The sequence below is a fragment of the Pantoea sp. X-Soil-OKNW-556 genome (assembly GCF_059730695.1).
Map to the genome: position 1 here is coordinate 211,760 of NZ_AP035994.1, position 13,735 is coordinate 225,494.

Genomic DNA, 13,735 nt, shown 5'->3' on the forward strand with positions numbered 1-13,735 from the left:
CGCCCGATTAAATCAGAACGAAACTCAGTATTTCGTCGGCGAGGCAGTTGGGTCATGCAACATGGCGTGACCAAACCATTTCTTCCAGCTGCTGCCGATAAAGCCTGATTTATGCAGCGCGGCGATCTCGGTATTTAACTTCTCACGCAGCGCGGTGTTGCCTTTGCTGACGGCGATACAGTCGTAATCCACTTCGATCGGGTCATCCACCACATGCCACTTGGTAGGATATTTTTTGGTGTAATCCAGCATGAAATCGAGCACGTCGATCAGCGCATCAGCGCGGCCCTGCGCAATGGCGCGCACCGCATCCGGGTAGTTATCGAGGATCAACAGCTGAGCTTTGGGAATGTTGTCCTGAATATATTTGATTGGCGTGGTGCCGCGCACCTGCACCAGTTTTACTGACGGGTCATTCAGGTCCTGCCATTTTTTGTACGGTTTTTTATCAGTGGTGAGGATGCCCAGCACTTCGGTGTTAACCGGATCGGTGAAATCCACCACCTTCATGCGATCGTCGTTACGGGTCATTCCGCCCATCACCGCATCAATTTTGTCCGACATGATAAACGGCACGCGGTCATTCGAACCCACCGCCACCAGCTCCAGTTTCACGCCCATAGAATCGGCAATTTTCTTCGCCACTGTCGCATCAAAACCAGAGATCTGATTTTTATCGTCATACACCCCGAGCGGTGGAAGATTCGGGTTCACACCGACGATCAGCGTTTTCGATTTCATGATCTCATCCAGCGATCTGGCGTTGGCCGTTGCGGCACCCAACAGCGAACTGGCGATACAGCCTGCGATAACCAGCTTTCCTAACATACTAATTTTACTCATTATTTAACTCCCGGTGTCGTCTGATTGCTTACCCTGGTGTTGGCAAATGACCAACGATATAAACTTCGTATGCTTTACATATACGATTGGTATACGATACCATGCCTTCCATCTTGTCAAGTCTCAATGAGCAGTTGTCGACCAAAAAGGGAGACGTTATGCAGCACACTTCAGGGAAAAACGTCCGTTTCGTTTTTGACAATCAGGGATATATGGCATTACCGGGCCAAAGCATTGCCGCCGCACTTTTTTCCAGCGGCGTCAAAACGTTACGCTTCAGTCCCCATCAACATCAGCCCCGCGGCATGTTTTGCCTGATGGGTTCGTGTCAGGAGTGCCTGGTCATGGTGGAGGGTAAGCGGGTATTAGCTTGCAAAACTGAGGCCAGGGCCGATCTGGTTGTTCACTCTGTTTCGGATAGCGATCCTTATGAATCATTATGATCTGATCGTCCTGGGTGCCGGTCCGGCAGGGGTTTCAGCGGCACTGATGGCTTCAGCGAAAGGACTGCGGGTTGCGTTGTTCGACGAAAACGCGGCGGCCGGTGGACAGGTGTATCGCGCGCCGATCATGCCCGATGCAAAAATGGATGGCGCTGAATTCAGGGCCGGAGAAACCTTGCGCGATGCCTTATCGCGGAGCAAGGTGCGCCTCTTTTTGGGGCATGTCGTGTGGGCGGTGACCGGCGACTATCGTGTCGATGCCCTTGGGCCGGACGGTTCAATCGCCTGCACCACCACGGTGCTGCTGGTGGCAACCGGCACCACCGAGCGCGTGGTCCCGTTTGAAGGCTGGACTTTACCGGGTGTGATCGGGCTGGCTGCCGCCACTATTTTGCTGAAATCGCAGCGTACCCTGCCGGGGAAAACCACCCTGGTGGCGGGATGTGGCCCCCTGTTGGTGGCGGTGGCGGGAAATACCCTGAAAGCAGGCGGTGACGTGAAGGCGATTGTTGACATTGCTTCACGCGGCGAATGGCTTGGCACCGCTTCGGCGCTGCTCAGTCGTCCGGCGATTTTCAAGCAAAGCCTGACGTATGGTCTGCCGATTCTGCGCGCCAGAACCCCGCTGTATTCACGTCATACGCTGGTGAAGGTCAGTACGCAGGGCGACCAGTTGCTGGCTGAAATCGCACCCTGTGACGCAGCAGCACGACCTGTCGCCGGTAAAACGAAAAAAATTCTGGTGGATTGTGTTGCCGTCGGCCACGGTCTGACCCCCTCCTCCGACATCACGCGTCTGCTCCATGCCAGACATCAATACTCCCGCGAGGCCGGCGGCTGGATTGCCGAAACCGATGAAAACGGCCAGACCAGCCGTGAACGGTTGTTTGTTGCCGGTGACGGTGCCGGTATTCGTGGTGCCGCTGCGGCAATGGAACAAGGCAAACGCGTCGGACTGGCTTGTGTCGCCATCATTCAGGGCAAAACCGTGCCAGAACCGGAAGCTGAAAACCTCAGCAAAGCCTGGCAGCACGCCGCCCGCTTCGGGCAGAAGATGGCCGCGATGATGGCGCTGCGTGAAGGCCATGTTGACAGTATCCCGCCGCACACCGTTGTGTGTCGTTGCGAAGACGTCACGCGCGCCGAGATCGAACAAGCCTGCGAAGCCGGCGCGCATGATGTTAACCAACTGAAGGCCTGGACGCGCTGCGGTATGGGTCCCTGCCAGGGACGCACCTGCGGCGATATCGCCGCCGAACTGCTGGCAACCAAACTGGGGGTGTCGCGCGAAACTGTGGGGATTTTCTCACCCCGCACTCCGCTGCGCCCGCTCACCATCAGCGATATGACCGGCGACTACGACTATGCGGATATCCCGATTCCTAAGGCGGCCCCACTGTGACTTCAACACGCTTTGATGTGTGCATCGTTGGCGGCGGCGTGATGGGCTGCTCCACCGCGCTGTTTCTGGCGAAAGCCGGGATGCGTGTGGTGGTGGTGGAACGCAATGCCCTCTGTCGCAGTGCCTCCGGCGTCAATGCCGGGACACTCACGCTGCATATGACCCGCGCCGCGCTGGTGCCCTACGCCATGAAAGCGTGGGAGATGTGGATGCGGCCGGAAACCTGGCTCGGCCAGGGGGTGCTGGCAACCCATGCACCCGGTTTGTCTCTCGCTTTTACCGATGTCGAAGTAATGATGCTGGAAGAGCGCGCGGCAGCCCGGCGTGAGTATGGTGCCGATATTTCGGTGATTTCACCGCAGGCGGCGATGAAGGTTGATCCGGGCATCAACGGCTCCATCAAAGCGGCGGCATTCTGTGAGATCGATGGCTTTGCCAGCGCCTACCTGACAGGCCGTGCCTTCTATGCCGCGCTGCGTGAAGCCGGTGTAACCATCATCGAACAATTTTCCGTCGGCCATATCGAGCGGCAAAACGCCGGTTATCGCGTCTCAACCGAGGACCGTAGCCAGTCCATCGAGGCCAGCCGTCTGGTGCTGGCGGGCGGTGTCTGGCTGGAGCCGATGCTGGCGATGATCGGCATCCATATCCCGGTTAAGACATTGATTAACCAGTTGATCGTCACCGAAAGAATGCCAACCGTGATGCGTTCCGTACTCAGCATCGCCAATGGTTTGTTATCCATGAAGCAGTTTGCCAACGGCACCGTGGTGATCGGCGGCGGCTGGCAGGGCATCGGGTCGCGTGAGCTGGGCGGTCGGGAAACCATCCCCGAAAACCTGATCGGCAACCTGCGGCTGGGTCAGCATGCCGTTCCGGCACTGGCGTCTGCCCGTGTTGCACGCATCTGGCTGGGTCTGGAGTCGGAAACCGCCGACGCGATGCCGATGATTGGGCCACTGGCACAACACCCGGATCTCTTCGTGATTGGCTGCGTCCACTCCGGTTATACCAGCGGGCCGTATATGGGCAAGCTGCTGGCGCAGCAGATCCTGGGCCAGCAACCCGAAATGCCGCTTTTTGATCCATCACGACTGCTGCCCACTGATGACCAGGCAGTCGCATCCTTATCCAGAGGCCAATAATAAAATGAAAGAGTTACACCATTACCAGGGTGTGTATGCGGCGACTGTTTGTCCGATGGACGAAAGTGGCAGATACATCGACGAAGCGAGCCTGATTGCGCATTTGCGCCAGGTTTCGCAGGTGCCAGGGATTCGCGGGTTGCTCATCAACGGCCATGCCGGTGAGAACTTCGCGCTCTCGCGTGAGGAAAAACGTCGCGTGGTAACCCTGGCGCGCCAGGTGTGCCCGCCGGAAACGCTGCTGGTAGCCGGTCTTAACGCCGAGGACAGTTTTGATGCACAGGCGCAGGCTGACGATGCGAAAGCCGCCGGTGCTGATGCCATTCTGCTGTTCCCACCCTACTCCTGGACGCTCTCCACCGACGAGAAAACGGTGCTGAATCACCACCGTATCGCCAATGCCAACGCCGCGTTACCGATGATGTTGTATCAGTCCGGCGTGAACAGCGGTGGTATGGCGTATCCCCCGGCGTTGCTTCAGCAACTGGTCTGCCTGCCCAACGTGGTCGCGGTGAAGGAAGGGAGCTGGGAAACCGCCACCTATGAGGCGAACCTGCGATTGGTCCGTGAAGTTGCACCGCATGTGGCGGTGATGGCCTCCGGTGACGAGCATCTGCTGACCTGCTTTGCCCTTGGCACCGATGGCAGCCTGGTGAGTCTGGCGGCGGTGGTGCCCGAATTGGTGGTGGCGCTGTACGACGCGATGCAGCAGCAAAACCTCGCTGAAGCGCAGCGCCTGCATCAATTTATTTATCCACTGGCGAAGGAGATCTACGGCACCTGGCCGGGCACCCATGCCAATGCGCGCTTAAAAGCCTGTCTGCATCTTGCCGGGCATCTTCCTCACGCCATGCCGCGCCCGCCAGTGCCTGCCGTCGATGACGCGCAGCGCCAGCGGTTAGCGACAGCGCTGACCTTTGCACAATCCTTTACGGCTACCCCCTAAGTACAAGCGGAGACTAACATGACCAGTACCCTGATTCGCGGTGGGCGGATTATCACGGCGGTGGACGATTATCACGCCGACATTCTGATCGAGAATGAAAAAATCGTCAGTATCGGACTGAATCTGCAACCTGGCGCTAACTGCCAGGTGATTGAAGCCAGTGGCATGCTGCTGTTCCCCGGTGGGGTTGATTGCCATACCCATATGGAAAACACCTTTGGCCCGTCGGTGACCGCCGATAACTTTAAATCGGGCACCCGTTCGGCAGCCTATGGTGGCACCACCACCATTATCGATTTTGCCTTGCAGAATCACGGCACCAGCCCGTTGCAGGCCATCGAGCGCGCGCAATCCAAAGCGGATAATGTCGCCAGCATCGATTATGGCTTTCACGTCATCATTACCGAGGTGGATAAGCAGGTACTGGAGGATATGCGCTACGCCATCCGTCATGAAGGCGTTTCCAGCTTCAAGATGTTTATGGCGTATCCCGGCACGGTGATGTCCGATGATGCGGCCATTTTCCAGGCGATGCGCATGGTCGGCCAGCATGGCGGCATGGTGGCACTGCACGCAGAAAACGGCACCATCGTCGAATTGCTGATTCAGGAAGCGCTGGCACAGGGCCACACCTCGCCACGCCATCATGCCCTGACACGCCCCGCACTGCTGGAAGGGGAAGCGACCCATCGCGGTATTAAGCTGGCGGAACTGGCGGAGGCGCCGGTCTACTTTGTCCATCTTTCGGCAAAAGAAGCGTTGAAACATGTGGTGGAAGCGCGCGACCTCGGCATCCCGGTATTCGCCGAAACCTGCCCGCATTATCTGTTCTTTGATGAGTCGTCTTACGCTGACAGCGACGAATCCGACAGCTTTGATGGCGCACGCTTCGTGATGAGCCCGCCGCTGCGTTCGAAAGAAGCGCAAAACGCGCTGTGGACGGCGCTGAAAACCGATGACCTGCAACTGATTTCTACCGACCATTGCCCGTACTGCATGAAGGAAGGCCATTTAGGAAAAATTAATCAGAAACCGCTGGGTGCCAACGATTTCTCCAAAATTCCTAACGGCGTGCCCGGCGTCGAAACCCGTATGACGGTGGTGTATGACGGCGGCGTGCGCAGTGGCCGTATTTCGCTTAACCGCTTTGTCGAGCTGATGTCCACCGCCCCGGCCAAGCTGTTCGGTCTGTTCCCGCAAAAGGGCACCATCGCGGTGGGTAGCGATGCCGATATCGTCATCTTTGATCCCAACGAAAAACACACCATCAGCGCTGCAACACAACACAGCGATGTGGATTTCACGCTGTTTGAAGGGCATCAGGTGCAGGGCAAAGTGAAGAAAGTGCTGCTGCGCGGCGAGCTGCTGGTGAGTGATGACCAATGGGTAGGCAAAACCGGCCAGGGACGCTTTATCCCGCGTGGTGAAGTGGGTAAATGGTAGGAGAGCGCAATGCCTTACTATGATTATCTCTGTTCAGACTGCGGCGCATTTGAGTTGCGCCGTTCTGTGGCGGCGCGCGATGAACCCGCGCCCTGCCCGATCTGCCAGAAAAACGCCGAACGGAAGGTCAGTTTTCAACCGGTGTTGCTGCGCAGCAAACCGGGCGCGGAGGTGCGCAACCCGTTGCATGTTGAGGGATGCCCCTGCTGTCCCGGCGTCATTAAGTGAGTGGCTGAAGGGTATGCGGTTGACGCATACCCTTGCGGCGATTAATTGCCTTCGGTGATCCGTTTCAACACAAAGGCTGACAGGTTTCTGATATGCGTTCTCACCGCCTGGCTGGCCGCCGCGGCATCGCCACTTTTCCACGCATTGAGAATCGCCAGATGTTCTTCACGATCTTCTTCGATGCGGTTGAACGGCGTGATCAACTCGAACATTCGACTCTGGGTGCGCGCCTGTTCAATCATCCGCGCCAGCACCGCATTACCCGAGTGCTGCGCGAACAGCGTGTGCACGGTATCGTCAACATCCCAGTAGGCTTGTTCAGGCTGACCTGCCGCGAGAGACTGCACCTGGTCGGCAAGCTGATTAATCACATCAGGTTCTATCTTGTTGATGGACAACGCAATGGCTTCGGTTTCCAGCAGCTCACGCACTTTCATGATCTGAAAATATTCCTGGGCGCTGATAAAGCGCACGGAATACGAACGGGCGCTCGACCTGACCAGCAATCCCTCACCTTCGAGCCGCAACAACGCTTCACGCAATGGCGTACGGGAAATATTGAGTTCTTCAACCAGTCGTCCTTCAACCACCGCCCCACCACTACGCAGGGTTTTCTCCAGGATCATACGGCGCAGTGTCTGATAGGCCAGTTCACCTAACTTCTCTGCTGAGGCTTGTTTTACTGAGGTCACTTGCTACTCACCATTAAGACATTTACTGGAAAGTATACAATACGTGTACGATTGAAAAAAGGAGTAAAGTCTGAGAATTAGCACGGCCTGCCCGGCGATTTATCTTGCCTGGTGTTACAAACGGGGTGCCGGTTTTTGCGTTTGCCAGATATGCTGACAATATTCGCCGATGGCGCGGTCTGAAGAAAAGATACCGGAACGGGCACAGTTGAGTATTGACATTTGCGTCCATTGGCGCTGATCCTGCCATGCCTCACTGACACGCTCCTGACAGGCTGCATAGTCGGCATAGTCAGCCAGTACCAAAAATGGGTCATAATTAAGCAAATTATCGAGCAGAGGGGCGAACAACGCTTTGTCCCCGCGTGAGAATCGCCCTGCGGCGATCTGATCGATCGCATCACGCAGCTCATCATTGACCTGGACATAATCCCCAGGACGATACCCGGTGCGTTTCAGCGCCTCCACCTGTTGTGCGGTCATACCAAAAACGAAAAAATTATCCCCACCCACCTGCTGCCGAATTTCCACATTAGCACCATCCAGCGTGCCGATAGTCAACGCGCCATTCATCATGAACTTCATGTTGCCGGTTCCTGAGGCTTCTTTGCCTGCGGTTGAAATCTGCTCGGACAGATCTGCTGCCGGATAGATTAAATGGCCGTTCTTAACATTAAAGTCCGGATAAAACACCACCTTCATCCGTCCTCCTATCACCGGGTCACGATTGACGACTTCGGCAATACCGGTAATCAGGCGAATCATCAATTTTGCCATCCAATAACCTGGTGCCGCTTTCCCGCCGAAGATAAAACAGCGCGGAGCTGCTTGCTGGTCAGGATGGCGAACTAAACGACGATACAGACAGATCATATACAGCGCATTAAGGTGTTGGCGCTTGTATTCATGAATACGTTTCACCTGAATATCGAACATCATCTCAGGCGCAATCCTGACGCCGACTAATTGGCTGATACGTCCAGCCAGCGCCGCCTTGTTGTTGAGGCGAATGGCGCGCCAGTCCTGCTGAAAGGCGACGTCATCAGCATAGTCACTCAGCGCTTCAAGCCGAGTCAGGTCACTGCGCCAGCCAGCACCCAGGGTTTCATCAAGCAAACTCGCCAGACCGGGATTACTCAGCATCAGAAAACGCCGTGGCGTCACCCCATTGGTGACATTAAGAAATCGCTTCGGATACATGTCGGCAAAATCACGTAGCACCGTTTGCCGGAGCAGTTCAGAATGCAGCGCAGCCACGCCGTTAACAGCATGGCTGCCCACCGAGGCCAGATGGGCCATCCGCACTTTTTTCTCGCCCTGTTCATCGATCAATGACATCCGTGCGACACGCGCCTCATCACCAGGAAAAGCGTTACGCACCTCTTCCAGAAAGCGTCGGTTGATTTCATAGATGATTTCCAGCAGCCGGGGCAGCAGATTTTGCATTAACGGCAAGCCCCAGGTCTCCAGCGCCTCGGGCAGTAAGGTGTGATTGGTATAGGCGAAGGTATTCAGGGTGATTGACCAGGCGTCATCCCATGCCATCTGGCGTTCATCCACCAGCAGGCGCATCAGTTCAGCCACGGCGATTGAGGGATGCGTATCGTTCAACTGCACAGCTAAACGCTCAGCAAAATGAGCAACGGGTGTATGGCTGATATCTATCAGCCGCAGCATGTCCTGCAACGAGCAGGAAACAAAAAAGTATTGCTGGGCAAGGCGTAGCCGTTTACCCACATCCGGTTCGTCATTGGGATAAAGTACTTTTGACAGGGTTTCCGAAACGACTTTCTCCTCCACCGCCTGATAATAATCACCGGCGTTGAAGTCCTCAAAATCAAAAGATTCGACCGCTTCACTCTTCCATAGCCGCAACAGATTGCAGGTATTGACGCGATATCCCTGGATCGGCACATCGTATGCCACGCCTTTTACCTGACGGGCCGGTATCCATTGCACACGCAACCGATCCTGGGCATCGGTTTGCATTTGCGTGTACCCGCCAAAGCAAACGTAAAAGCTAACGTCCGGCCGAACAATTTCCCACGGCGTGCCCATTTTCAGCCATTTGTCAGTACGCTCAACCTGCCAGCCATCGACGATATCCTGATCGAAAATGCCAAACTCGTAGCGAATACCGTAGCCGATGGCCGGAATCTCCAGCGTCGCCAGCGAATCAAGATAACACGCCGCCAGCCGACCCAAACCGCCGTTACCCAACCCCGGCTCTTCCTCCAGCGCCAGCAACGCATCAAGATCTTGTCCGAGCGCACGCATCGCTGCTCGTGCCTCATCTTCAAGGCCGAGACTCAACAGGTTACAGCCAAGCTGTGGCCCGATGAGAAACTCTGCCGACAAATAACAGGCAACCTTCACATGATGTTCCGCATAGGTTTTGGTCGACGCTGCCCAGCTTTCCAGCATGCGATCTTTGACGGTGAAAGCCAGCGCCATATACCAGTCCTGCGGCGTGGCGATATCCGGATAGCGCGCCTGGCGGCAAATCAGGTTTCGGACAACATCGTTTTGAAAATCAGGGTCTGTGGCGGGAGTTGGGGTGGCGTCTTGCATGTTTTTGCCTCGCGTTGGCATACACATCAGCCCCCCTGATGCCTTGTTGGTGAACGGCATCCAGCTGGGTAGCGATGCTAGTAATCACCTTAGTCAACAAGCTGAAGGTAGGCAACCGAAGCGTAACAGGCCGCCCCCCGACGTGTCTGTGGCAAATGTATCAGGTAACGAATCCAGCGAAAAAGTAATGTTTTAGCGCTGAATTGCGATATCGTTAACGTTTTCGCAGCGTTGTTAACGGATGCGGCGACCTCGCTGGATTTGTAGAGGAACTTATGAACTTCAGGCATGAACTGCTGAACATGTTGCACAGCGCTCCCGAATCGCGTATTTCGCTGGCAGAGCAGCTTGAAGTCACACGTCCCTACATCACCAAACTCACCAATGCCTTGCTGGCAGAAGGGGTCATTGAGCAGACGGAACAATTGAGTTCGGGCGGTGGACGGCCCAGAACACTGCTGGCAGTGCGCAAACGTCAATACTTCAGCCTCAATATTATGGTGCGGGAGCTGACGGTGGAAGCGACAATCAATGATTACCACACCGGGGAACTGAGTCTGGCCGCAGCAGGTATCACGTTTGACGCGCCGGTCACGCTGGCGCGGTTTATCAGCCACGTTCAGGATCTGGCGACACGCTTATGCCAAACCGCTGGGATTGATGCTGCGCGTCTGAAGCATATCGGGATTGCCCTCCAGGGCGGCATTGAGCAGGATACCGGTGTGGTCAAATGGTGCCCGGCGTTTGTTGAACGTGATATCCCACTTAAAGCGCAACTGATGCTGGCGACGGCGTTGAGTGTCGCGGTGGTAAATATTGCCTGGTGCTCCAGCTATATGCTGGCAAAAACCGAGAGGCTTACCGGATCGTGGATTGCGTTGATGCCCGGATTTAGTAGCCTCGGCTTTGGCTACTATATCGACGGTAAACCGGTGTTTGGCGCTAACGGTTTCTATCCTGAGATTGTGCATCTTCCTTATCCGGGTGGGCTGGAAAAAGCCTTTGCCCTCGACGGCGATCCGGATGACCAGCAGATTGCTGCCAGCATCGACGCGCTGCTTTTTGCCATTCACTGCACGGCCCCGGTACACAACATTAAGCAGGTTATTCTGACCGGTGAGTTCTTTGATGACGTGCCTGCCGACTTTATCCCGCATATTGTCGCGCGCCTGACCAGCCACCCCAGCCCGCATATCAACACCCTGCAACTTCGCTACATCAAAACGCAGCGCTTTTACAGCATGAAAGGCCTGGTCCGGTTGAGTTCAGATGCCATAACCCCGCTGATTGATTGATTTTTTTGTGATCTGAACGACATTTTGGCAGCGATTTTTTTACTTTGTTTCCTTGGTTAACTAAGTTGGTTCAATCTTTACTGGCCAACCAACAGGAAAACGATGAAACCTCATAATAAGTACCCCACCCTGTCTTTACTCCCCCTAACAGCGGCGTTAATCGCCCCGCTCAGCGCCCTTGCGGCAGAAACGGTTCAGGATATTGCCGCAAAAACGGTGCCATTCCAGGCGAAGCCACGGGTATTTGTATTATCCGATATCGGTAACGAACCCGATGATCAGATGTCACTCACGCGTTTTCTGCTGTACAGCAATGAAATGAATATTGAAGGTTTGGTCGCCACTACTTCGACCTGGCAACGCAGTAAAGTCAGCCCGGAGATGATGGAACTGGTGGTGGGACATTATGCCGAGGTGCAACCTAACCTGCTGAAACATAAACCGGATTACCCGAGTGCGGCTACGCTGAAAGCCTTGATCGCCGCCGGACAAGCCGCTTACGGCATGGCCGATGTCGGTGCCGGGAAGTCGACTGCGGGTTCGGCATTGCTGGTCAAAGCCATTGAACGCTCGACGGACAGTAAACGCCCGCTGTATATCAATCTGTGGGGCGGCGCTAACACGCTGGCACAGGCATTGACCGACCTGTCAGCCAGCCATCCGGCAGATAAGGTAACGGCGCTGACGAAAAACCTGATCGTCTATTCCATCTCGGATCAGGATGATGCCGGGCACTGGATTCGCGTCCATTACCCGCAGATCACTTACATCGTTGATCCTTCCAGTCAAAAAGGTGAGGATTATGCGCGCGCGACCTGGACCGGAATTAGCGGCGACCGTTATTACCGCAATGCCCCAGGCGCAGATTTCACCACCGTGTCGCAATCCTGGCTGGACAAGAACATCCGCAGCAAAGGACCGATGGGCAAAGGTTATCTGCAATACGCCTTTATCATGGAAGGGGATACCCCCGCATTTCTCGGATTGATCCGTAACGGACTTGCCAGCGAAATGAACCCTGGCTGGGGCGGCTGGGGTGGGCGTTACATCGTGCGTACGCCGCAAAACGAACCGCATCCGATCTGGACCAGTGGCGGTGACTTTTTCCCCGGCAACCCGAATGGCGCGGATACGGTGACCGGGGCCGATGGTCAACAATACACCTCCAATCAGGCCACCATCTGGCGCTGGCGTGCAGCCTTCCAGCACGATTTTGCGGCACGCATGGACTGGACCATCAAGGACTTCCAGCACAGTAACCATAATCCGCAGGTGGTGGTAAATGGTTCATCAGGCCAGCAACCGCTGTTTATCAAGGCCAAAGTGGGCGAAACCCTGCGCCTGGATGCCAAAGGAACGCAAGATCCTGACGGCGATAAACTCAGCTACCAATGGTTCGCCTATCCTGAAGCGACCTCGGCCATTTCCCAGCAGATCGACATCAAACAAGTACTGGGTGTGCGTGGTGAAGACTATCTGAGTGCTCCACCAGTTTTGCAGGTAACGAAAGAGAGCGGGAATCAGGCGGAGATAACAATCCGTAATCCGGGTACGGAGCACGTAATTCTGGCCGTGACCGATAGCGGAACACCTTCGCTCACCTCGTACCGTAGAATCGTGGTAGAAACAGAGTAAGCAGGGATTAAAAACGTTACGGGAGTATTTATGAAAGGACTGGATGAATTAATTAATCGCCAGGAACCAGGCTGGGACAGCGTACAACAATGGCTAACTAATGCCACCAACCATGTCGATGTTCTGGTTAAGGATAACAACCTCGCCGCGCAGGCTTTAATTGATCTCCAGGTAACAACACGTTCACCGCTGGGCGCTGTCGTTTACGAAACCGGTGGCATGTTAATTGATGGGGGCTGGTTGCGTATCCTGGGGTCTGGTCATCCAGAATTACCCCGTAACCCTGCTGTCTGGACACGGATACTCTCCCAACGCCATGCTTTACAGGCCCTGTTAATCGCTGATGATGTATCGGGTGGTTTTTTCGCCCTCAATGGCGGCGGGTTGGGCGACGATCAGGGGGGGATATACTACTTTGCACCTGATTCCCTCATATGGGAAAGCCTGGGCGTTGGTTATTCTGGCTTTCTGGCGTGGGCATTCAACGGCGATCTGGATACGTTTTATCAGACGGTACGGTGGCATGGGTGGCGGGAGGAGATCTCCTCACTCAGTGGAAACGAGGTGTATAGTTTTTTCCCTTTCTTGTGGACCGAACCGACATTGCCAGTGACGCAGCGTAAACGTTCACGCGTGTCCATTGAAGAACACTGGACGCTTTCTCACGAGCTGGCACAGGACCTTAATCAGCAGCAAATCTGAGGGGTTTCGCCTTCAGTCAGAGGGGGGCTTTTGGCCCCTCTGACTGATAAATCAATGTTTTTCTGCCGCGTTTGCCTGCTTCTTACTCGCCAAATGATGGCCCACCACACAGCCAACCGCAGCGCCGATAATGGCGTGATGCTTAAGGTGCCCTACCGCTGCCCCGGCAGCAGCGCCTTTCAGGCAGCCTTCTGCCCGCGCCTGGGAAGTGACGGACAACAATAGGCCCAACGTGACAACCAGCATCGAAAGCTTACGCATGTAAATTTAGTCCACTGAAAATTTGATAAAAAATGGGATCACAGGATAGCGCGCTCAATCCTAATGAATAATCAACGGGTTGAAAGATTCAGCCGGACACATCTCCTGCCAGAATCCAGGTCAGGGTAG

13 protein-coding genes are annotated in these 13,735 nt (G+C 55.3%); 9 read left to right on the forward strand and 4 right to left on the reverse strand.

Features of this window, described 5'->3' with window-relative positions; translation table 11 throughout:
- Positions 1–24: 24 nt before the first annotated feature.
- Entirely contained in the window at positions 25–843 is an 819-nt protein-coding gene (locus AC6I8T_RS27450; RefSeq protein ID WP_208727321.1) for a transporter substrate-binding domain-containing protein, read from the reverse strand.
- A gap of 158 nt (positions 844–1,001) precedes the next feature.
- Here AC6I8T_RS27450 and AC6I8T_RS27455 point away from each other — a divergent pair, with 158 nt between their 5' ends.
- From AC6I8T_RS27455 to AC6I8T_RS27480, 6 genes are read left to right on the forward strand one after another with little or no spacing between them, the layout of a single operon-like run.
- The gene (locus tag AC6I8T_RS27455; protein WP_497834915.1) at positions 1,002–1,286 is read left to right on the forward strand and encodes a (2Fe-2S)-binding protein; all 285 of its coding nucleotides are present in this window, start codon (positions 1,002–1,004) and stop codon (positions 1,284–1,286) included.
- Positions 1,273–2,688 carry an FAD-dependent oxidoreductase gene (locus AC6I8T_RS27460; protein ID WP_497834916.1) on the forward strand — a complete coding sequence of 472 codons (1,416 nt, stop codon included), beginning with the start codon at positions 1,273–1,275 and terminating at the stop codon, positions 2,686–2,688. Before AC6I8T_RS27455 ends, AC6I8T_RS27460 begins: the two co-directional genes overlap by 14 nt.
- Positions 2,685–3,833: an NAD(P)/FAD-dependent oxidoreductase gene (locus AC6I8T_RS27465; protein ID WP_497834917.1), complete on the forward strand. Its 1,149-nt coding sequence runs from the start codon at positions 2,685–2,687 to the stop codon at positions 3,831–3,833. The genes AC6I8T_RS27460 and AC6I8T_RS27465 overlap by 4 nt, the downstream gene beginning before the upstream one ends.
- Before the next feature lie 4 nt (positions 3,834–3,837).
- The gene (locus tag AC6I8T_RS27470) at positions 3,838–4,779 is read left to right on the forward strand and encodes a dihydrodipicolinate synthase family protein (protein WP_036627360.1); all 942 of its coding nucleotides are present in this window, start codon (positions 3,838–3,840) and stop codon (positions 4,777–4,779) included.
- An 18-nt stretch (positions 4,780–4,797) separates the two neighbouring features.
- Positions 4,798–6,222, forward strand: a complete 1,425-nt coding sequence (gene hydA / locus AC6I8T_RS27475) for a dihydropyrimidinase (protein WP_013512802.1) — start codon at positions 4,798–4,800, stop codon at positions 6,220–6,222.
- A 9-nt stretch (positions 6,223–6,231) separates the two neighbouring features.
- On the forward strand, positions 6,232–6,450 hold the full coding sequence (locus AC6I8T_RS27480; RefSeq protein ID WP_021185576.1) for an FmdB family zinc ribbon protein: 219 nt from the start codon (positions 6,232–6,234) through the stop codon (positions 6,448–6,450).
- Between the two features lie 41 nt (positions 6,451–6,491).
- On the opposite strand, the gene AC6I8T_RS27485 is transcribed toward AC6I8T_RS27480, so the two are convergent.
- Both AC6I8T_RS27485 and AC6I8T_RS27490 read right to left on the reverse strand, forming a co-directional pair.
- Positions 6,492–7,142 carry a GntR family transcriptional regulator gene (locus tag AC6I8T_RS27485; RefSeq protein ID WP_208727318.1) on the reverse strand — a complete coding sequence of 217 codons (651 nt, stop codon included), beginning with the start codon at positions 7,140–7,142 and terminating at the stop codon, positions 6,492–6,494.
- A gap of 114 nt (positions 7,143–7,256) precedes the next feature.
- Positions 7,257–9,713, reverse strand: coding sequence for a glycogen/starch/alpha-glucan phosphorylase (locus tag AC6I8T_RS27490; protein WP_208727317.1), 2,457 nt, complete (start codon positions 9,711–9,713; stop codon positions 7,257–7,259).
- A 275-nt stretch (positions 9,714–9,988) separates the two neighbouring features.
- Here AC6I8T_RS27490 and AC6I8T_RS27495 point away from each other — a divergent pair, with 275 nt between their 5' ends.
- The 3 genes from AC6I8T_RS27495 to AC6I8T_RS27505 all read left to right on the forward strand — a co-directional run bounded on the left by AC6I8T_RS27495 (position 9,989) and on the right by AC6I8T_RS27505 (position 13,345).
- Positions 9,989–11,008, forward strand: a complete 1,020-nt coding sequence (locus AC6I8T_RS27495; protein WP_208727316.1) for an ROK family protein — start codon at positions 9,989–9,991, stop codon at positions 11,006–11,008.
- A 102-nt stretch (positions 11,009–11,110) separates the two neighbouring features.
- The gene (locus AC6I8T_RS27500; RefSeq protein WP_497834918.1) at positions 11,111–12,643 is read left to right on the forward strand and encodes a DUF1593 domain-containing protein; all 1,533 of its coding nucleotides are present in this window, start codon (positions 11,111–11,113) and stop codon (positions 12,641–12,643) included.
- 30 nt (positions 12,644–12,673) lie between these two features.
- Positions 12,674–13,345 carry a DUF2625 domain-containing protein gene (locus tag AC6I8T_RS27505; protein WP_208727314.1) on the forward strand — a complete coding sequence of 224 codons (672 nt, stop codon included), beginning with the start codon at positions 12,674–12,676 and terminating at the stop codon, positions 13,343–13,345.
- A 51-nt stretch (positions 13,346–13,396) separates the two neighbouring features.
- On the opposite strand, the gene AC6I8T_RS27510 is transcribed toward AC6I8T_RS27505, so the two are convergent.
- Positions 13,397–13,606, reverse strand: coding sequence for a YMGG-like glycine zipper-containing protein (locus tag AC6I8T_RS27510; RefSeq protein ID WP_208727313.1), 210 nt, complete (start codon positions 13,604–13,606; stop codon positions 13,397–13,399).
- Between the last annotated feature and the right edge of the window lie 129 nt (positions 13,607–13,735).